Here is a 21,024-nt window from a genome sequence, read left to right as displayed (position 1 = left end):
GAGCGGTCGTTACTCCACTGTTACCGATTTCGCCAAGTTGCGCGGCTGATCGACATCGCAGCCGCGCTTGACGGCTACGGCGCGGGCCAACAGCTGCAACGGCACGCTCGCAGTAATGGGGCTGAAGGTGTCGCGTACCTTGGGAATGTAAATGACGTGGTCAGCATGCTTTTTAATCTCTTCGTCGCCCTCGGTGGCCACGGCCACGATGCAGGCGCCGCGAGCGCGGGACTCCTGCAAATTCGACACTACCTTGTCATAGACCGGGCTGTTCGTGGCAATGGCAATGACCGGGAAGCCCTCGTCGATGAGCGCGATGGGGCCGTGCTTCATCTCACCGGCGGCATAGGCCTCGGCATGCAGGTAGCTGATCTCCTTCAACTTGAGGGCGCCTTCATAGCTGGTGGCCGCTCCCATGCCGCGGCCGATGAAGAGCGCGCTCTGGGCGTCCACCATGGCCTCGGCCGCCTCGTCCACGGCGTCCTCGCATTCAGCCAAGATACGCTCCACCTGCTCGGCGGTGTCGGCCAGCTCGCTGAACAACAGCTTGATCTGGCCTTGGGTAAGCTGGCCCTGGGACTGTCCCAACAGCATGGCCAGAAGCGTCAGGGATACCACCTGACCCAGGAAGCTCTTCGTGGAGGCCACGGCAATTTCCTTATTGGCCTTGGTGTAGATAACGCCATCGGATTCGCGGGCCACCGGGCTGCCCACCACATTGGTGATGCCGAACACCTTCGCACCGCGCACCCGGGCGTCGCGGATGGCCGCCAGGGTGTCGGCGGTCTCGCCGGACTGCGACACGGCCACCACCAGCGTAGTGGGGGTGATGATGGGATTGCGGTAGCGGAACTCGCTGGCCACCTCCACTTCGCAGGGAATGCGCGCCCAGCCCTCGATGAGGTTCTTCGCAATGAGGCCCGCATGATAGGAAGTGCCGCAGGCGATGACGTAGACGCGGTCGATGAGGTTGAGCTCCTCGGCACTCATGTCCAGCTCGTCGATGACCAGGCTGCCGCCGGACAAACGCCCAGCGAGGGTGTCGCGAATAACCCGGGGCTGCTCGTGGATCTCTTTCAGCATGAAATCCGGGTAGCCGCCCTTCTCCGCCACGTCGATATCCCAATCCACATGGGTGATTTCCGGCTCCAGCGGATTGCCCGCCTCGTCGAAGTACTCCACTGTATCGGGGCGCAGGCGCGCCATCTGGCCGTCGGCCAGTACCACCACGTCGCGGGTGGCGTCGATCATGGCGATGATATCGGAGGCCACATAGCTGCCGTGCTCGCCGCGACCCACCACGATGGGAGAATCCTTGCGGCAGGCAATGATGGTGCCCGGCTCCTGCTGAGCCATGACAGCCAAACCGTAGGCGCCTACCAGCTGGGCCGTGGCCTCGGCCACGGCGGCGCGCAGGTCGCCCTGACCGGTAGCCAGCATGCGATGGTAGGCCTCCTCTACCAGATGGGCCACTACTTCCGTGTCGGTGTCGCTCTTGAACACGTGGCCGCGGGCCGTCAGCTCCTCGCGCAGCTCGGCGAAGTTCTCGATGATGCCATTGTGCACCACGGCAATATCGCCCGCGCAGGAGGTGTGGGGGTGGGCATTGGCCTCGGAGGGCTTTCCGTGGGTGGCCCAGCGGGTGTGGCCAATGCCGCAGGTGCCGGTCATCTCGAAGTGGGTGAGAGTGTGGGCCAGCTCGGACACCTTGCCCTTGCGCGTTACCACCTGGATGCCGCCGTCCTGCTCGACGGCCACGCCGGCCGAGTCATAGCCGCGATACTCCATGCGCGTTAGACCCTCTACCAAAATAGGCGTGGCCTTCTGGCTTCCCGTGTATCCGACAATTCCGCACATACCCTGCTCCTATCAAAATAGGCGGCCCACGCCGCCCCGCTCACAACCGCGACGCGCCTCAGCCGCGCCCGCGCCAACGAGCCGCTTGAGCTTCATCAGCACCAGCAGCGCTTACGGCCTGGCCGCGCCCGCAGCGCGCTTCACACTCTTATCGTTCGCCCATTGTACCCAACCCTGCTCACGGCCCTCAACCGCTTCACGAAATAAGAACGCCGCTGCCGGGTGCTTTGGTATCATGCCTTTACAGCAAATCAGCCGCACCAAAGGAGCCCCATGGCCCGCTCGAAGAAATCCCAAGCCATCGTCGATGGCGCCCTGTCCATGGCCGTGCCCGACGACTCCGTCGGCCTCGGCGTCGACATCGTGGAAATTGCCCGCATGCGCAAGATCATGGATCGCTCCCCCACCTTCGTGGAGAAAACCTACTCCGCCGCCGAGCGCGCCTACTGCGATGAGCACACGCACCCCGAGGTGCACTACGCCACCCGCTTCGCCGCCAAAGAGGCCGTGCTCAAGGCCCTGGGCACGGGCTTTTCCGGCGGCGTGCATCCTCTCGACATCGAGGTGCGCCGCACCAGCAAGGGACGCCCCTACGTGGTGCTCACCGGGCGCGCCCGCGAGATTGCCCGCGAGCAGGGCGTCCGCGAGATTCCCCTCTCGCTGTCCTTCACCCACACCGATGCCGTGGCCTGCGCCATGACCATCACCGAGGAGTCCATCGCCGCCCAGGAGCGCCGCCGCGACCCCATGGAGGAACTGACCAAGCAGTTCAAGGAAGCCCGCACCATGCTCGACGATCTCCCCACCAACGGAGCCAACAAGACGGAATAGCGGCGCCGAGACATAGGCCCCCCTCACAACAAAAGGCCGGTCGAGATACGCTCTCGACCGGCCTTTCGCTTCCTGCGAGCTATCTTACCCGCGAACCTCGGCTCCGGTGGCTTTTTCTACCTTGGTGACCAGCTTGCCGTGGGCTTTCTCCACTTCTTCGCTGGTCAGCGTGCGGTCGGCCGCACGATAGGTCAGCGAGTAGGCCAGGGATTTCTTGCCCACGCCCACGCGCTCGTCATCGCGGTACACGTCGAACAGCGCCACACTCTCCAGCAGCTTGCCGCCGGCCGAGGTCATGACCTGCATCATCTTCTCATGGGACACGTCCTCCCCCACCACGAAGGCCTGGTCGACGGTGACCGCCGGGAAGGTAGGCACGTCCACATAGGGGCGCGCGGGCTGCGCGGCGCGCACCAGGGCATCCAGGTCAAGCTCGAAGGCCACAATAGGCGCCTGAGCGCCGAAGGCCTCGGCCACCAGCGGATGGATCTCGCCCACCCAGCCCATGACCGCGCCGTTGGCCATCATCTCGGCCGCACGGCCCGGCTGCAGCTGCGGCGCTTCCTCGGCCGTCAGCGCGCGGAAGCGTACCTTGGGCAGCGCCAGCTCGCGGGCAAGATTCTCCAGGACGCCCTTGCCGTCGAAGAAGTCGAAGGGCACGGCCGGACGGTTCCAGGCCGCCTCGTCCATGGCACCGGCCAACACGCCGGCCAGGCGCTGGCGCTCCTTGGCCTTCTTGCGGCCCTCGGCGGCGAAGAACACGGTGCCGATCTCATAAAGCTGGATGTTCTTCACGCCGCGGCTCTGGTTGTAGGCCACCGAGCGCAGAAGACCGGGAATGATGGACTGGCGCATCACTGACTGATCGGCGTTCAGCGGGTTCAGCAGCTCCACGGCCTGCCCCAGACCCTCGGCCGGCAGACGCAGGCGCTCAATATCGCCGGGCTCGGCGAAGGAGTAGGTCATGGTCTCGTTCATGCCGGAGGCGCGCAGCGTATCGTTTACCAGGCGGCGCGTCTGCTGCTCGTCGGTGCGCGTACCCACGCGCTTGCGGCCGCCGGGCAGCGTCGGCTCGATGCGGTCCATGCCCCACAGGCGCAGCACTTCCTCGTACAGGTCGATCTCGCGCTCCAGATCGGGGCGGAAGGTGGGAGGCAGCACCTGCAGGGCGTCCTCGTTCTCGCTGGCGGACACGGCACAGCCCAGGCGCACCAGAATATCATGCACGAACTCGGCGGGAATCTCGGCGCCCATCATGGCGTTGAAGCGCGGAATGCGGAACGGCAGCGGCGCCGCTTCGGTAGGCAGCGGATACACATCCACCACACCGGGGCGCACGGTGCCGCCGGACACCTCGGCCAGCAGGGCCGCGGCGGCCTGCGAGACCACCTCGCACAGGTTGTCGTCTACCCGGCGCTCGTAGCGCATAGAGGCCTCGGAGATGAGGCCCAGGTTGCGGCTGGTGCGCGAGGTGCGGCCGTGCTCGAAGGTGGCCGACTCCAGCAGCACGGTGGTGGTGCCCTCGGTCACCTCGGTATCCAGACCGCCCATGACGCCGGCCAGAGCCACGGCGCGCTGGGGCGTGGCGATAACCGTCATATCGCTTGTCAGCTCGCGCTCCTCGCCGTCTAGGGTGGTCAGCTTCTCGCCGTCCTCGGCCGCACGCACAACAACAGACACCGAGCCGTCCTCGGCCTTCAGCGTGTCGTAGTCGAAGGCGTGCAGGGGCTGACCGTACAGGTACAGGATGTAGTTGGTCACATCCACCACGTTGTTGATGGGACGGCCGCCGGCGGCGCTCACGCGCTCGGCCAGCCAGTCGGGCGAAGGCCCGACCTTCACGTTGTCGATGACGCGAGCGGTGTAGCGCGGGCAACGGACCGCTTCAGGGATTTCCACGGAGACAGTGGCGGCCACATCCTCGCCCGCCGTGCAATCGGCCAGCTTCGCCACATCATCGGCCAGGGGGTAGTGCACGGGCTGCTGGTACATGGCGCCCACCTCGCGGGCCATGCCCACCATAGACAGGCAGTCGGGGCGGTTCGGGGTAATCTCCAGGTCGAGTACCGTGTCGCCGGAGCCGATGATGTCGGCAATGGGAGTTCCCACGGGCGGCTCGTCGGGCAGAATCCAGATGCCGCTGTGGTCCGACCCCAGGCCCAGCTCGCGCTGCGAGCAGCACATGCCCAGGCTGACCACACCGCGCAGCTTGGACTTCTTGATCTTGAAATCACCGGGCAGCACCGCGCCCACCGTGGCCACGGGAACCTTGATATCGGCGGCGATGTTCGGCGCGCCGCACACAATTTGCACGGGCTCCTCAGCGCCCACGTTCACCGTCACCACATGCATATGGTCGGAATCGGGATGGGGCTCGCAGGTGAGCACCTGACCCACCACCACGCCGTCGAAAGCCTCGCCGAGCGTCTCCACGCCCTCGACGCCCGTACCCGTCAAATCCAACTTATCGCAGAACGCCTTCAAATCCGCTGGCACCGCCGTATAATCCGAAAGCCACTTCAAAGATACCTTCATTGTCTATTCTTTCTCTTATGCGATTCCCGCCGCAAAACCAGCAAGAATCGCCCTGTTCAAGCAAGGTAGAGTCCGGAGGGACGCGGGATGATGCCCACCAAGCGAGTTCCGCAGCGAACGGAAATGTCCAGTGGACATTTCCGCCGAGCGAGGACTGTTTGAGCGACTGGGCATTATCCCGCGGCCCTCCCCTGGGAGAGCCTCAGCCCTAAAACTGGCGGAGGAATCGCATGTCGCCCTCGAGTAGCATACGCAGATCCGGCACATTGTACTTAAGGCAGGCAATGCGCTCCACGCCGATACCGAAGGCGAAGCCCGAGTACTCCTCCGGGTCGATGCCGCTCATAGAGAGCACGTTCGGATCCACCATGCCGCAGCCGAGAATTTCCAGCCAGCCGGTGCCCTTGCACATACGACAGCCCTCGCCATGGCAGATGCCGCAGCTGACATCGGCCTCGGCCGACGGCTCGGTAAAGGGGAAGTAATGGGCACGGAAGCGCGTCTTGCGCTCAGGGCCGAACACCTGCTTGCAGAAGTAGTCCAGCGTGCCCTTCAAGTCGCCGAAAGTGATGCCCTTATCGATGACCAGGCCCTCGATCTGATGGAACTGGGGCAGATGCGACGGGTCGGCCACATCGCGGCGGTACACCTTGCCGGGAGCAATCATGTAGATGGGCAGCTCCTGGTCCTCCATGACGTGCACCTGCACGCCCGAGGTCTGCGTGCGCAGCAGCACGTCGGACTCGCCGCGCACGCGGGCGGCATCGCCGGACAGGTCGTGCACGTAGAAGGTGTCCTGCATGGAGCGACTCGGGTGGTCGGCCGGGGCGTTCAGAGCCGTGAAGTTATAGTAATCGGTTTCGATCTCACTGCCCTCGTAGACCTTGTAGCCCAGGCCCATGAAGATATCGGATACCTCGTCGATGATGCCGTTGATGAGATGGCGCGTGCCCATTTGCTGAGAACGGCCCGGCAGCGTGACGTCCACGGCGGCCGCGTCAATGGCTGCGGCCAGCTCGGCCCCTTCCAGCACGGCCTTGCGAGCGGCCAACGCCTCTTCCACTGCCACGCGCGCCTCGTTCACCGCCTTGCCCACGGCAGCGCGCTCCTCTTTCGGCACCGAGCCCATGGAGCGCAGGTAGCCGGTCAGCGTACCCGCCTTGCCCAAGACGCGCACGCGCACGTCCTCGAGGGCGCTCGTGGTGTCGGCGGCCTCGATTGCGGCCAGCGTCTCGGCTTCGAGCGCGGCCAGTTCCTCCGTAATCGCCATCTGTCTTCTGCACCTTTCTCTTGCAATAAAAAAGAGCCCTCTCGCGTCCTTGCTGGATACGAGACCCAATCCAAGGACGAGAGAAGACTCTCGCGGTACCACCCTGGTTGACGAAGCCGTGGCCGCCGAGGCGGTAAACCGCCCCGAGCGCCCGTGCCGCGCCCGCTCTTTCGCTTGATAACGGAAGCACCCGTCGCCCCCTACTGACCGTCTCGCCAGGGTGCAGCACCCCGCGTCCGGGTTCAGAGACGCTGCTCGGAAGGGAATTGGCGGACGCTTCGATGGGACCCTTTCAGCGGGCAGGCCCCTCTCTGGAAATCGTCGACGACTCCGCCACTGTCTTCGTCATCGCATGTAACTGCGCATTCTAGCACAACAGCGCCCGCAGCGCGGGCCGCGCTATAAGAACCGGTAGCTGACGGTACGCAAACCCCACGCCTTGCAGCTGGAGAAGCCGAAGGCCTTCCAAACACCTGGCTGCAGGTCGAGGGCGCGGCTGCCGCCGCCCAGACCGCCGCAGTCGTTGACCGTGGCGTAAACGGTTTTGCCGCCGTAGGAAATTTCCACCGTGCGGCCGAACAGCTTGCGGTAACCCGACAGCGACATGGGCACGGCCACGCCCATGGAGTTGTCGTCGCACACCGCACCGGTGGCCGTGGTGCCCGGGTTCGGGGTGCTGGGATCGGTTTTACCGCCGTAGGCCGAGGCGACGCCCGTTTTCCAGCCCTCGTTGGAATCCTCCGCGGGCTTCGAGGGCTGCTCCGGCTTATCGACCGGCGCGTTGTCCGAGGCCGAATCATCGCCATCAGAGCCGCCCTGCCCCGGAGCATCGGGGTCGGGGTTGTCGGCCACGGGCTCGTCGTCGGACACCACGTCCTCGCGATCGATGGTGTTGGCGTTCGGGTCCTCTTCGGCCGCCGCTTCTTGTTCCGAAGCCTCCTGCTGCTTGCGCAGTTCCTCGGCCTGACGGGCCAGCTCGGCAAGACGAGCCGCCTGATCGGCCTTGGCATCGGACAGCTGGCTGGTGGCGTCGGCCACCACGGCCTCGGCCTCATCGCGCTTGGCCGCCTGGGCAGCCAGCGCCTGCTCCTGGTCGTTCTTCTGCTCGTTCAGCTCAGCCGACACCTCGTCGAACTTCTGCTTGCGCTCTTTCTGCTTGGCAATTTCGTCAGCCTGATAGGACATGATCTGGTTGACGTACTCCATATTGCGCAGCAGGTCGTCGAAGTTCTTCGAGTCGAGCACCACGCCCAGAAGGCTGACGAGGTTGCCCTCGCGGTATTCGCCCACGGCCACATCGCCCAGGGCCTCGCGTCCCTCGAGCATGGCCTGCTGAGCCTTCAGCGCCTTCTTGGCCGTCTTATCGATGCGCTTCTGCAGCTCGTCGACTTCCGCCGAGAGCGCCTCGTATTCCTCGTTGATTTCCGCCATGCGCGATTCGGCCGCGTCCAGCGCAGACTGCGCCTGATCGACCGCCGCCTGGGCATCGGAGGCAGGATCTGCCACCGCAACCGGCGCCCCCCAGGGCACGGTTGTGCACGCCAGCAACACGGCCAAAAGCCAAGCTGCCGCCATGCGCCCATATCGTTGCAGGTGTACCAAGGTAACCCTTTCGCTCTTCCAATAGGAGCCTCAAGGCGACGGCGTGCCGTGCGCCACTGCGGGCATCGTTCTATCTTGCCCAATAGCCGCAAGACTGGCAAGTGCCTTGGCGAAAAAGACACGAGCCGCCTCGAAACGCCGCCCAAACGTTACCACGGAAGATGAGGAAAAGCAAACATTTGATCGTTTTTGTTGTCTTGCGTCGATCGCTCCTCTATACTGCGTTGCACCACGAGAAAGGCTCCCCATGATCGATGAATTGCACGTCCGCAACCTCGCCCTCATCCGCGAGGCCACCCTGCAGCCCTCACCGGGCCTCACGGTGCTCTCGGGAGAAACCGGCGCCGGCAAAACCGCGCTGCTCTCGGCGTGCAAGCTGCTCATGGGCGCTCGCGCCGACAGCGCCATGGTACGAGACGGAGCCGACCAGGCCCAGGTGGAGGGGCGCCTTTTCCTTGCCGATGCTCCCCATGCCGATCCCGCCGAGCTGGTAGTGTCACGCCGCGTCGGTGTCGACGGCCGCTCCCGCGCCAGCCTCAACGGCGCCATGGCCAGCGTCTCTGAGCTGGCCCATACCGTAGGGCCCCACATCGAGCTCTGCGGTCAGCACGAGCACCAGGCGCTGCTCAAGCCGGCCGAACACGGCCCTTTGCTGGACGCCTGGGCCGGGCTTGCGCCTACCGTCAGCGCTTATCAGCAGGCCTTTCAAGCAGTTGTAGACGCCCAGCACCATCTTGACGTCTTGCAGGAACAGGCCAACGCTTCCTCGGTGCAGCTCGAAGAGGCGCGCTTCACTTTGAAAACCATCGAGGGCGTCAATCCCCTTCCCGGTGAATACGAGGAGCTGCTCGATTTCCTCTCCAAGGCCGAGCACGCCGAAACCCTCGCCCGCAACTCCCACGGTGCCGCTGAGGCGCTTTCGGGCGATGGCGGAGCGCTCGATTCTCTCAACAGCGCCATAGCCCTGCTTGACGAGGCGGCCCGGGCCGATGAGAGCCTGGCCCCCTACGCCACCTCGCTGCGCGAAGTGTGCTTCGTGGCCGAAGACGTCGCCCGCGATATGAGCGGCTACTACGACGACATCGAGTTCGACAGCGGTCGCCTCGCCCAGGCTCAGGAGCGCGTCAGCGCCTTCCAGGGGCTCATGCGGTCCTTCGGGCCCACCATGGACGAAGTATTCGCCCGTTGGGAGCAAGCCTCTCAATTGGTCGCCCTGGTGGATGACGCCGACCAAACCCTGGCTCAAGCCACGAAAGCCCTCGAGCAGGCTGAGAGCCAACTTGCCGACGCCGCCTCCCACTATCACCAGGAACGTCACAAGGCCGCTCCCCTGTTCTCGGAAGCGGTCAACGAGGTGCTGGCGCGTCTGGAAATGGGCGGCGCCCAACTGGAATGCACCGTGGAAGAACTGCCGCGGGAACGTTGGACCAAAGCCGGCGCCTCGGCCGTCTCGTTCGCTTTCCGTCCCGGAAAGTCCATGCAGGCGCGGCCTTTGGCGCGCATTGCCTCGGGCGGCGAGATCAGCCGCGTCATGCTGGCCATCAAGGTGGTGCTGGGTGCCAAAGACGGCACGGACACCCTCATCTTCGATGAGGTGGACGCCGGCGTGGGCGGCAGCACGGCCACGGCCCTGGCCGCCGTTCTGGCCGAGCTGGCCCAAAGCCACCAGGTTATCGCCATCACGCACTTGGCCCAGGTGGCCGTAACCGCCGATACCCATTACGTGGTCGAGAAAACCAATCCCGACGAGCCGGAAACCCACTTGCGTCCGCTCACCGGCGCCGAGCGCGAGCGCGAGGTGGCCCGCATGCTTTCGGGCGACGCCACCGAGGCATCCCTGGCCCACGCCCGCGAAATGCTCGAAGGCGCCCGCTAAATCGCCCTTGACGCCTTTGTCGTAGGAGCGGACGGTCCGCTCGCCACCGCAGGGACTACCAGCCCCTTCCGAAACCGTTCCCCGAAAACGAAAAGCCCCGGCTCCCCACAGCGGCGGGGGAAGCCGGGGCTCTTGCCTTTGCAGAGAGGAAGTTACTCGGCAGCGTCCTGGGCGTCTTGGGCCTTCTGGGCTTCTTCGGCCAGCGCCTTGGCGTCGTCGTAGGCCAGAAGCTCATCGATGGTAACGAACTTGTAGCCCTTTTCAATCATCTTCGGCAGAGCGATCTTCAGGGCCTCGATAGTCTGGGTGCGCGGACCGCCGCCGTCGTGCATAAGCACGATATCACCCGACTTGGCCGACATAATGCGATCGGCAATAACATCGGCGCCAGGGGTGCGCCAGTCCTCCGTGTCCACGTTCCAACCAATTTCATAGGACACATAGGGCGCCACGTTCCAGATGATGTCATCGTGGAAGTTGCCGCCCGGCGCGCGGAAGGCCGTCGGCGCCTCACCGCCGGTCACGCTGGTCACCGCCTCTTGGCCCTTGGTCACTTCCTCCACCTGCTCTTCGGGGCTCATAAGCGTCAAGTCCACCCCGTTGCCGGAACCTGATGCATGATCCCAGGTATGGGTAGTAATTTGGTGACCCTCTTTTACCTCGCGCTTCATGGCGTCGGGGTAATCGGCAATCTGCTCTCCGATAGTAAAGAACGTTGCCTTGACGTCGTACTCCTTCAGGACGTCCAGCAGCTCGTTGGTAGTGGGCCACGGGCCGTCGTCAAAAGTAAGGGCAATCACTTTGTCATCGCCGGTATTGGCGTTGTAGCTGAAGTACGTGTTGTTGACCACAGGCTTGGTAACTTCCTTGACCGTTTTGCCCGAGATCTTGCCCGTGCGCTTTTCCACGGTGCCAGACTCGCCGGTGATAATGGCATGGATGGCACCCTCGCCGAGCGTCGTGGTCTTCGGCTTCTTCTCCACCGTCTTGGCGTCGTAGTCCTCCATGATGTCGGTGCCGGCGCTAATTTGCACTGTATCGTTCTTATGGACCGCCGTGGCCGGGTCAACAACCTCCTCGCCGTTGATGGTGGCAGTGAAGGGAGTGCCCTTCCCCTCCTCGATGACCTCGCCATCCACGGCGACCAAGTTGCCCGGCTCGGGGCTGACCACGCCGTCGGCAATAAGATCGGCCACCGTGGTTCCGCTGTCGACCGTGCAGGTCATGCCGTTGACCACGGTATTGAAGCTAGGAGGATTCAGGTACAGAAACACCCCGGCGCCAATGGCGCCCAAAATGACCACCGTCAAAATAACAGAGACGATGCCGGCCTTCTTCTTGGGCTTTTTGGTGTAACGCGTGTAGTCGGCATAGGGCGCCGCCTGATCAGTGGTTTTGCGGGCCGGATTAACCCGCGGGTTAGTAGCCGCATAGCCGGCATAGCCAGCGTGGCGCTGGGCGCCGTGGGCCGTCGCAGAGCCAGGGTACGGCTGCTCGGTAACGGCCGCGTACTCATCGTAGGCGGCACGAGCTGCCGCCTCGGGAGAAAGCGGTTGGGAAGAAGCCGGGGCCTGGGCCGACGAACCCGCCGACGGGGCGGCCTGCGAAGCCTGGTGCGCCGAACGACGAGCCGCTCCATTGGACTCCCCCAGGGAGCTTGCAGCCACTTCATGACGCTGACGACCCTGCGGGGCTGAAGACGGCGAACCCGCCGTCGATGCCGCGGCGCTCTGAGCAGCGTGGTTGCTGCCAGCCGGTGCAGGGCCAGACCCAGACAAATGCTGGGTGGGCGCCGCCGAACGACGCGTGGGCTTCTTGTGCTGACGGGGGTTGTTGCGCGGGTTATGGCTGCCCGCGGGAGTCGATGAGGGCTCTTCGTGCATGAAACTTCCTTCGAGATGCTCCGTTTAAGCTGAGTTTAACGTTTATTACCAGGTAGGGGCATTATACGTCTTTCACCTAGGACGGGCCGTAAAAGCCGCCTTACATTTCCGTAAACTTACTAAGATCACCGTCTGCTGTATGCAGAAAGTATGCGATTCCGGGCCAATCGGGGCACCCGCTGGCGCCGGCAACGCGCTGCCTCAGACCTGCAGCGATAAAAGATGCCTTCTCCAGGACTCCCCTATCACAAGCAGTCCAGCTTCCAAAGCTCGTCTCGGAAAAACCGCCGCAGGCCAGAGCGCGACCATTGCGGACTCGGGCACAGCCACAGCAGGACAGGGCGCCCTTTAGTTCGCGCGACTGCTGCCGTAGGCGGCATGCTTGCGGTTGCCGAAGGCACTGCCCTTACGGGCGCTCTTCTTCAAGTCCTTCAGCACGTCATCTTCCGAGGAGCCTTCCACCGACGAGCGCAGCTTGACCACCTGGTCGCGCAGGCGCGCCGCCTCCTCGAAGTCCATATCGCGCGAAGCGGCCGCCATGTCGTCCTCCATGGACGAGATAATGCGCAACACCTCTTCGCGGGACAGCTCGGCCAGCTCTTTGTTCACCTGTTCGGCGGTAGTGCCAGCCGCCTCCTCGGTGATGTAGCCCATGATGTCGTTGATGGCCTTGCGGATGGTTTGCGGCTCGATACCGTGCTCTTCGTTGTAGGCCATTTGGATTTCGCGGCGACGCTTCGTTTCGTCGATGGCGCGGCGCATGGAATCGGTAATGCGGTCGGCGTACATAATGACCTGGCCCGATACGTTACGAGCCGCACGACCGATGGTCTGGATGAGTGAGCGGTGATTGCGCAGGAAGCCTTCCTTGTCAGCGTCCAGAATGGCCACCAGCGACACCTCGGGCAAATCCAGGCCCTCGCGCAAGAGGTTGATGCCCACCAGCACGTCGAACTCACCGCGACGCAGATCGCGCAGGATTTCTGTACGCTCCAAAGTGGCAATGTCCGAGTGCATATAGCGCGCCTTGACTCCCTGGTCCAACAGGTGGTCCGTCAGGTCCTCCGCCATCTTCTTCGTGAGCGTGGTGATGAGCACGCGCTCGTCGCGTCCAGCGCGCTCCTTGGCCTCATCGATGATATCGTCGATCTGGCTGGTACTCGAACGCACGATGATCTCCGGATCCAGCAGGCCCGTTGGGCGGATAACCTGCTCTACCTGGGCCTGACTGACTTTTTCCTCGTAATCACCCGGCGTGGCCGATACGTAGATGAACTGCGGGATGCGGTCCTCGAACTCGTCGAAGCGCAAGGGACGGTTGTCCAGGCAGCTGGGCAGGCGGAAGCCATGCTCGGCCAGGGTGATTTTGCGGGAGCGGTCGCCCTCGTGCATACCGCGAATCTGCGGCACCGTGACATGGGACTCGTCGATGATGCAGAAGAAATCCTTCGGGAAGTAGTCGATAAGCGTGTAGGGAGGCTCACCCGGCTGGCGCCCGTCCAAATGCCGCGAATAATTCTCGATGCCGGAGCAGAACCCCATGGTCTCGAGCATTTCAAGATCGTAGTTCACGCGCATTTCCAAGCGCTGGGCCTCCAGCAGCTTGCCCTCTTCCTTGAACTGCTGCAAACGCTCACGCAGCTCTTCCTGGATGGTGCCCAGGGCGCGATCCATTTTGGGACGCGCCGTGACGTAGTGAGATGCCGGCCAAATGGGCAGGGCCTCGTAGGTGCCCAGCACTTCCCCAGTAACCAGGTCGATCTCGGCAATTTCCTCGATCTCGTCGCCCCAGAACTCAATGCGGATGGGGTTGTCGGCGTAGGGTGGGAACACGTCGAGTGCATCACCGCGCACGCGGAAGGTGCCGCGCTTCAGCTCGTAGTCGTTGCGGTCGTACTGGATGTCGATAAGTTCGTAGATGACCTGGTCGCGGTCCATTTCCTTTTGCTTGTCCACGAACACCGCCATGCCGGCATAGTCCATGGGGCTGCCGATGCCGTAGATGCACGACACCGAGGCCACCACAATGACGTCGCGCCGCGACAGCAGCGCCGAGGTGGCCGCATGACGCAGCTTCTCCACCTCTTCGTTGATGGAGGCGTCCTTCTCAATGAAGGTGTCGGACGAGGGCACATAGGCCTCGGGCTGGTAGTAATCGTAGTAGGACACGAAGTACACCACCGCGTTGTCCGGGAAGAACTCCTTGAGCTCGGCGGCCAGCTGCGCGGCGAGCGTTTTGTTGGGAGCCATGACCAGCGTGGGCTTCTGCACCGCCTCGATGGTCTTCGCCATGGTGAAGGTTTTGCCCGAGCCCGTGACGCCTAGCAGCGTTTGGTAGCGCAGGCCCTCCTCGACGCCCTTGGCCAAAGCCTCGATGGCCTGGGGTTGATCGCCCGAGGGCTCGAAGGGGGAAACCACTTTGAACGGGGTGTTGGCCAGGCGAACCTCGGGCAGCTTGCCCTCCATGGCCACGCCCTCGATATTGGAAAGATGAGTAGACACGCAGTCCCCTCTCTTGAGCTATTCGTTATAAGGAAACTAGTCTAGCACGTTGGCAAGTAAATGAACAGATGTTCGTATAATTTTCATGCCTAGGAGTGTTATACTCTCCAACCGTTCTGATCCTTGTTGGAAAGGCTTTTCGTGGCAAACCTGGCAACCGTTGTTCCCGGCATTGGCATCTGCGCGGCCATTGCCATCCCCTGCTGGTTTCTCGGCGAGGCGCTGCCCGTTATCGGCGGTCCGGTCTTCGCCATCCTTTTGGGAATGCTTATTGCCATCTGGTGGAAACAGTCACGCCGCGGCACCGTCCAGAGCGGCATTGCTTTCACCGCCAAGAAAATCCTCCAGTACGCGGTCATTCTGCTGGGCTTCGGCCTCAACTTGGCGCAAATTGCCGCTGTGGGCGCCGAGAGCCTGCCCATTATTCTCTCTACCATCGCCACGGCGCTCATCATGGGCTACGTGCTTTTCAAGTTGCTGCATATGGATTCCGCCATCGCCACGCTCATTGCCGTGGGCTCTTCCATTTGCGGCGGCTCGGCCATTGCCGCCACGGCACCGGTCATTCACGCCAAGGACGAGGAGGTGGCCCAAGCTATCTCGGTTATCTTCCTGTTCAACGTAGTAGCGGCCCTCATCTTCCCTACCCTGGGCAACGCTCTCGGCATGACGAACGAGGGCTTCGGCCTGTTCGCTGGCACGGCCGTGAACGATACCTCCTCGGTGACCGCCGCGGCCGCCGCCTGGGACGGCATGCATCCGGGCTCCAACGCCCTCGACGATGCCACCATCGTGAAGCTCACGCGCACCCTGGCCATCATTCCCATCACACTGGTACTGGGCATGTGGGTGGCGCGCCGCGAAGGGATCGGGGCTGAAGCTGAGGGCGCCAGCAAACCCGGTCTTCTTGGCAGCTTCTCTCTCAAGCGCGCCTTCCCGATGTTCATCCTGTTCTTCCTTCTGGCATCCGTGCTCACCACTATCGCCGTGGCCTGCGGCGCCGATGTGGCGGTCTTCGCCCCGCTGAAAACACTCTCGAAGTTCTTCATTGTCATGGCTATGGCAGCTATCGGCCTGAACACCGACATTGTGAAGCTGGTCAAAACCGGCGGCAAACCCTTGCTGATGGGGCTGGTCTGCTGGATTTGTATCGCTGGTGTCAGCTTGGGCATGCAGCAGCTTTTGGGGTTGTGGTAGCAGTAGCCGCCAGCCGCAGCTAGCGTCTTCACTCGTTCCCGTCCATAGAAGATTCAGCAGCCGCGAGGCGCCCCATCCATCAAACGCCCAGCGGTCGCGGGGCGTTCAACCCAAGTTTGCCGGAGCGACAAAACCCGGTGAGCCAGCCCGACCAAAACCTGTCGACGCAACAGCGACGCCAAGCGCGGCTGATCGACCAAGCCATCAGCGCACCAACAATAGCGGGCATTGGCGCTCGACCCAGACACGTCAGCGCAACATCAACCGAGGTGGTCAAAATCTTCGCGAAGCAGGGCTTTTGCCCGAAATCGATCGATTAAGGTCGAAAAACCGTTGAGGTTGAAGGTTTTGCCCACGGAAAACCGTGGCTTGGGTGGAAAACGGACCTCAATTGACCACGGCCTGGTCAAAAAGCAGTCGAGGTTGGGGCCAAACCCCCGCCTCGAGCGATTTGCGACCTTAAAACGCTCTTTCCGGGCAAAAGCCCCGCCTGGAAGCTTTTTTGACCACCACGAGCCGGCGGGGGGGGTTACGCAGTTGGCCGCGAGCCCCTCCACGGCGCTTAGATCGCCAAGCACGGCCTCGCTCTGCATCTTCGACCACCCCAGCAGAGACCCCACTCCCCCGACGCCGTCGCCAGCTCGGAAGCCGCACAGCTTCCCTGCCCCACAAACAAGAGGGAAACGGTACCTCGCCACTCCCTCGTCCCTCAAAACACGAAGGGAGCGGCACTTCGCCGCTCCCTTCGTTGGTTGACGCTCGTATCGACTGCTGCCGCTAGATGGTCTTGCGATACTCATTCCACCAGGCGATAACCTCGTTGCGCAGCTCTTCGGGGGTACCGTCGTTGTTGAACACCACGTCCGACGCCTCGATGCGGTCGGCGTCAGTGATCTGACGGGCGATGCGGGCGCGCACGTCCTCCTCGGGGAAACCCGAGGCCACGGCGCGCTCGATGCGCACCTCCAAGGGTGCGAGCACCGCAATAACCACATCGGCCCCATAGGCCAGTGAACTTTGGCGGTTGCGGAACACCGAGTACTCCACCACCACCGCCTCTTTGCCCTCGGCCGTGAAGCCGTCGATAAGATCGGTGTAGCGCTCCTCAATGCGCGGCATGGTGATGGTGTTGAGCTTGCGCGTAGCGGCCGGAGTAGCAAAAGCCTTGGCGGCCAGGGCGGCACGCACCACCTCGCCGTTCTCATCGAAGATGTCGTCGCCGAAGGCACCGCGTAGGTCGTCCTTCACCGTATCCCAGGTAAGCACCTCATGGCCCACCTGATCGAGGTCAATCCAGGCCAGCCCCTGCTCGGTGAGCGCCTTGCGCGCCGTGGACTTACCGGCGCCCATGCCGCCGATCAGAAACAGCTTCTTCATCCCATACCTCCTGATACTTCCTTTTCAGTATGTCCATGATACACGAGAAGGCTCCTCCGAGGACGCTCTTCTTGAACCTCGTAGCAGTTCGTAGAGTCAGCAGGGTTCTGCCGGTGTCTGTCGGAGCCGCACCATCACGCACTTCGGCCGTCTGTCCGAATGATCGAAACATAAAACGAGCCACCCCTGCGGGGCGGCTCGTCAAAATGCCAATGCTGAGAAGGCGACGCGGGGGTTTACTCCTCCACCGTCTCCACCTCGACGACCTCGGCCTCGGCCGGAGCCTCGTCCTTGTCGGCCTTCTTGCGCTTGGCCGGCTTCTCCTCGGCCTGGATGGACTCGTCCACCTCGATCTCGAAGCCCAGCTCCTCGGCAGCAGCCTTCATGGACAGGCTGATGCGGCGACGGTCGGGGTTGATCTCCATGACCTTCACCTTCACATCGTCGCCGGCCTTGACAACCTGGGCCGGGGTGTCGATGTGACGGGCGGCCATCTCGGAGATGTGCACCAGGCCCTCGATGGAGTCGCCCAGCTCGACGAAGGCGCCGAAGGGAACGATCTTGGTGACATGACCGTCGACGATGGTGCCCACGGGGTAGTTCTCCACCAGCTTGATCCACGGATCGGGCGTGGTCTGCTTGAGGCCGAGCGAGATGCGCTCACGCTGCAGATCGACGTCGAGCACCTCGACCTCCACCTCGTCGCCCACCTTGACGACCTCGGAGGGATGGTTGACGTGGTTCCAGGACAGCTCGGAGATATGCACCAGACCGTCGATGCCGCCCAGGTCCACGAAGGCGCCGAAGTCCACGATGGAGGAAACGGTGCCCTTGAGGCGCATGCCCTTGGACAGCTTGGAGAGGATCTCGGCGCGCTCGTTCTTGCGGCCCTCCTCCAGCAGCACGCGGCGGGACAGCACGACGTTGTTGCGGTTGCGATCCATCTCGATGACGCGGGCCTCGATCTCGGTGCCCAGGTACATGTCCAGATCCTTCACGCGACGGAGGTCGACCAGAGAGGCGGGCAGGAAGCCGCGCAGGCCGATGTCGAGGATCAGGCCGCCCTTGACGACCTCGATGACCTCGCCGGTAACCACTTCGCCGGCCTTGAACTTCTCTTCCACGGAGATCCAGGCACGCTCGTACTCGGCGCGCTTCTTGGAGAGGATGAGACGACCGTCCTTGTCCTCCTTCTGAAGCACCAGAGCCTCGATCTTGTCGCCCAGGCTGACGATGTCGGACGGGTCGGCGTCCTTGCGGATGGACAGCTCGCGGGAGGGAATGACGCCCTCGCTCTTGAAGCCGATGTCCACCAGCACCTCGTCGTGCTCGAGCTTGACGACGGTGCCGTCGACGAGATCGCCCTCGTCGAAGTCGGTCAGCGTGCCATCGATCATCTCGTTCATCTGCTCGTCGGAGATATCGGAGAAATCGATAACGGACGTGTTCTTGATTTCGGTCAAAACGGACCCCTTTCAAAAACTAAATCGGGGACCCTTCGTCATGATGGTTGATACTTACCATGTTCGCTTGCACGGGGCAAGAGATCGCTGTACAACAAACATGTCTCGGGGGCCAACAGTTACTTGCACTTGCCCACTTCGGGCAAGCTTGCCCAGTATAGCACCGCGCGCCCTAAACTGATTGTGAATTTTCCCCGAGTGCCGCCTATTTTCACGACTTAGACAAACGGGCAAAACAAAGGCGCCGCCGACCCCTGCGAGCCGACGGCGCCGCCTTGTCCGAAAAGCCTACTGGTGCGCCTGGGCCTCGCGCAGAGCCTGGGCCATCTGATCGGCGCAGGAGGTAGAGCGGCGGCCGCAGGTGTGGCCCTCCATCATGGCCACAATGTCGTCCACCTTCTGTCCCTGCACCAGCTTGGCAATAGCCTTCAAGTTGCCATCGCAACCGCCGGTGAATTGCACGCTCTGGATGGTGTCTCCGTCCAGCTCCACGTCGATCTGGCGGGAGCACACGCCCTTGGGAATATAGGTATGCATGGGATTCCTTTCTCGCTTTTCCCCTATTCTACCTTCTTGGGGCAAGAAAGAAATCCCAAGCCCTCCGCAGGTCGCCAGTGTGGGCCAGGCGGCGCGACCCGACGAGATGCTCGGCCGTCTACACCGCCTCTTCCCCGCGCTCGCCTGTGCGAATGCGAATCACTTCCTCCACAGGAGCCACGAAAATCTTGCCGTCACCCACTTCACCGGTGCGCGCCGCGCCAATGATGATGTCCACCAGGCCGTCCACGTCGCCGTCGTCCACCACAATCTCGAACTTCACCTTGGGCACCATGTTCAGCAGCACCTCGGTACCACGGACGTACTCCGTCCATCCGTGCTGGGCGCCGCATCCATGCACCTGGGAAATGGTCATGCCCGACACATTCGCCGCAAACAAGGCATCCTTCAGCGGCTCCATTCGCTCGGGTCTCACAATAGCCGTTACTCGCTTCATGTTGTCTCCTTCGATCAGCGTCGCCCCAGTACCCCACCAGGGCCGCAACGCATAGGTTCTTCCTAGTCAAGTCCCAGGTAGGCCGGATAGGCCGACTCGCCGTGAATGGCCACGTCCAGGCCAACGGCCTCGTCCTCGGCGCTGACGCGCAGGCTGCCCTTGAAGCAAGCCCTCACGATAAAGCCCAGCACCACATCGGCCACCACCACGAACAAGATGGTCACCACAATACCGAGCACCTGGGCTCCCAGCAGCGACCAGTCGCCGGTGTACAGCAAGCCGCCGTGATCGGTCCACGACAGGCTGGGCACGCAGAAAAGGCCTGTCAGGATACCGCCTACGATGCCGCCCACGCAATGGCATCCGAAAGCATCCAAAGCATCATCGTAGCCGATCTTGCGCTTGGCCACGGAGATGGCCCCGAATACCACGGGGCTCACGATGGCGCCCATCACCAAGGCCGCCCAGGGCTCCACGAACCCGGCCGCCGGGGTGATGGCCACCAAGCCCGCCACCAGGCCCGTGGCGGCGCCCACCAAGGTGCACTTCCCCACTTTCACGCGCTCCACCAAAAGCCAGGAGAGCACACCGGCGGCACTGGCCGCCACGGTGTTCAGCAGCGCCAGCCCCGCCACGCCGTCGGCGGCGAACTCCGAGCCGGCGTTGAACCCGAACCAGCCGAACCACAGAAGCGCCGCGCCCAGGGCCACGAAAGGCACGTTGTGCGGGCGGTAGCTCAGCACGGCGAAGCCCTTGCGCTGCCCCAGCATCAGGCACAGAATGAGGCCCGTCAAACCCGAGGAGATATGCACCACATCGCCGCCGGCGAAGTCCAGGGCGCCGATGGTCTCGCCGATAAGCGAGCCCTCCCCGCCCCACACCATATGGGCCAGGGGCGCGTAGACCACCACCACCCACACGGCCACAAAGGCGCACACCGCGCCGAACTTCATGCGCCCGGCCACTGCGCCGGTGATAATAGCGCAGGTGATCATGGCGAAGGCCATCTGGAACGCGATATCGATGATAGCCGGGTACACCGCCCCCAGCGCAGGATCGGCCGCCAGGGCGCCCTGGCTGGCCAAGATGCCGTAGGCGTCGGGCACGCCCTCCGCCTCGGCCATGACATCGTTGACCGCGCTCAAGCAGCCCAGCTGGTCGAGACCGCCGAAGAAGGGCAGCGATCCGTCGCCACCATAGGCGAAGGACCAGCCGCACACCACCCAGATGACGCCCACGATGCCCAGCACGGCGAAGATCATTACCATGGTGTTCACCACGTTCTTGCGCCGCGAAAGGCCGCCATAGAAGAACGCCAGACCGGGCGTCATGAGGAGCACCAGCATGGTGCACACCAGCATGAACCCGGTCGATCCCGTATCAATCATTGTCATCAACCTCCCTGGTCGTTCGCGTTTCGGTGACCAGAGGTCGACAAACAGCCTTTCGGTTTCTCGACTTCTTTTCACCCGGCGCCTTCTCCACTTGCTTCCCCTATTCTCCTCGGGCGCATCATGAGAACAAAGGTCATCGATGATTGTTAACTCGCTCAAAAAGGAGTATTAACGAGTGCGACCCCGGCTTGTTACGCTCTGGAAACACGGAAGGCGCCCAGAATTGCGTGAAAATGGTCACAT

The 21,024-nt window shown here is 63.0% G+C and carries 14 protein-coding genes; 3 read left to right on the top strand and 11 right to left on the bottom strand.

The genetic code is table 11. From position 1 onward, the window contains the following. Window positions 1-9: 9 nt before the first annotated feature. Entirely contained in the window at window positions 10-1,857 is a 1,848-nt protein-coding gene (gene glmS, locus PZH32_RS07400; RefSeq protein WP_275207279.1) for a glutamine--fructose-6-phosphate transaminase (isomerizing), read from the bottom strand. A gap of 273 nt (window positions 1,858-2,130) precedes the next feature. Here glmS and acpS point away from each other — a divergent pair, with 273 nt between their 5' ends. After that, on the top strand, window positions 2,131-2,688 hold the full coding sequence (acpS, locus tag PZH32_RS07395; protein WP_275207278.1) for a holo-ACP synthase: 558 nt from the start codon (window positions 2,131-2,133) through the stop codon (window positions 2,686-2,688). Window positions 2,689-2,772: 84 nt separating this feature from the next. Here acpS and pheT read toward each other — a convergent pair whose 3' ends face one another. From pheT to PZH32_RS07380, 3 genes are all read right to left on the bottom strand, one after another. Continuing rightward, on the bottom strand, window positions 2,773-5,223 hold the full coding sequence (gene pheT / locus PZH32_RS07390) for a phenylalanine--tRNA ligase subunit beta (RefSeq protein WP_275207276.1): 2,451 nt from the start codon (window positions 5,221-5,223) through the stop codon (window positions 2,773-2,775). A 208-nt stretch (window positions 5,224-5,431) separates the two neighbouring features. Beyond that, the gene (gene pheS, locus PZH32_RS07385; RefSeq protein WP_275207275.1) at window positions 5,432-6,493 is read right to left on the bottom strand and encodes a phenylalanine--tRNA ligase subunit alpha; all 1,062 of its coding nucleotides are present in this window, start codon (window positions 6,491-6,493) and stop codon (window positions 5,432-5,434) included. Window positions 6,494-6,892: 399 nt separating this feature from the next. Further along, window positions 6,893-8,068 (bottom strand): coiled-coil domain-containing protein, encoded by a 1,176-nt coding sequence (locus PZH32_RS07380; RefSeq protein WP_275207274.1) that lies wholly within the window; start codon window positions 8,066-8,068, stop codon window positions 6,893-6,895. Between the two features lie 274 nt (window positions 8,069-8,342). On the opposite strand from PZH32_RS07380, the gene recN reads away from it, so the two are divergent. After that, window positions 8,343-9,971, top strand: coding sequence for a DNA repair protein RecN (recN, locus tag PZH32_RS07375; RefSeq protein ID WP_275207273.1), 1,629 nt, complete (start codon window positions 8,343-8,345; stop codon window positions 9,969-9,971). Window positions 9,972-10,123: 152 nt separating this feature from the next. Here recN and PZH32_RS07370 read toward each other — a convergent pair whose 3' ends face one another. Together PZH32_RS07370 and uvrB are read right to left on the bottom strand one after the other, a co-directional pair. Further along, window positions 10,124-11,854 (bottom strand): polysaccharide deacetylase family protein, encoded by a 1,731-nt coding sequence (locus PZH32_RS07370; protein ID WP_275207272.1) that lies wholly within the window; start codon window positions 11,852-11,854, stop codon window positions 10,124-10,126. A 348-nt stretch (window positions 11,855-12,202) separates the two neighbouring features. After that, window positions 12,203-14,320, bottom strand: coding sequence for an excinuclease ABC subunit UvrB (uvrB, locus tag PZH32_RS07365; protein ID WP_275208212.1), 2,118 nt, complete (start codon window positions 14,318-14,320; stop codon window positions 12,203-12,205). A gap of 177 nt (window positions 14,321-14,497) precedes the next feature. On the opposite strand from uvrB, the gene PZH32_RS07360 reads away from it, so the two are divergent. After that, complete coding sequence (locus PZH32_RS07360) at window positions 14,498-15,553, top strand: YeiH family protein (protein ID WP_275207271.1); 1,056 nt, start codon at window positions 14,498-14,500, stop codon at window positions 15,551-15,553. Between the two features lie 777 nt (window positions 15,554-16,330). Here PZH32_RS07360 and coaE read toward each other — a convergent pair. From coaE to PZH32_RS07335, 5 genes are all read right to left on the bottom strand, one after another. Next, entirely contained in the window at window positions 16,331-16,930 is a 600-nt protein-coding gene (gene coaE / locus PZH32_RS07355; protein WP_275207270.1) for a dephospho-CoA kinase, read from the bottom strand. A gap of 236 nt (window positions 16,931-17,166) precedes the next feature. Beyond that, window positions 17,167-18,393: a 30S ribosomal protein S1 gene (gene rpsA / locus PZH32_RS07350; RefSeq protein ID WP_275207269.1), complete on the bottom strand. Its 1,227-nt coding sequence runs from the start codon at window positions 18,391-18,393 to the stop codon at window positions 17,167-17,169. 288 nt (window positions 18,394-18,681) lie between these two features. Continuing rightward, a complete protein-coding gene (locus PZH32_RS07345) occupies window positions 18,682-18,930 on the bottom strand; it encodes a TIGR03905 family TSCPD domain-containing protein (protein WP_275207268.1) in 249 nt (82 codons plus the stop codon). Between the two features lie 118 nt (window positions 18,931-19,048). Next, window positions 19,049-19,387, bottom strand: coding sequence for a P-II family nitrogen regulator (locus PZH32_RS07340; RefSeq protein ID WP_275207267.1), 339 nt, complete (start codon window positions 19,385-19,387; stop codon window positions 19,049-19,051). A 62-nt stretch (window positions 19,388-19,449) separates the two neighbouring features. Continuing rightward, the gene (locus PZH32_RS07335; RefSeq protein WP_275207266.1) at window positions 19,450-20,781 is read right to left on the bottom strand and encodes an ammonium transporter; all 1,332 of its coding nucleotides are present in this window, start codon (window positions 20,779-20,781) and stop codon (window positions 19,450-19,452) included. Window positions 20,782-21,024: the final 243 nt, after the last annotated feature.

The sequence above is a fragment of the Adlercreutzia equolifaciens genome (genome assembly GCF_029076695.1).
In the GTDB taxonomy this organism is placed as follows: domain Bacteria; phylum Actinomycetota; class Coriobacteriia; order Coriobacteriales; family Eggerthellaceae; genus Adlercreutzia; species Adlercreutzia equolifaciens_A.
Note: the sequence above shows the minus strand (reverse complement) of the source record. Positions and strands in the feature narration are given on the sequence as shown.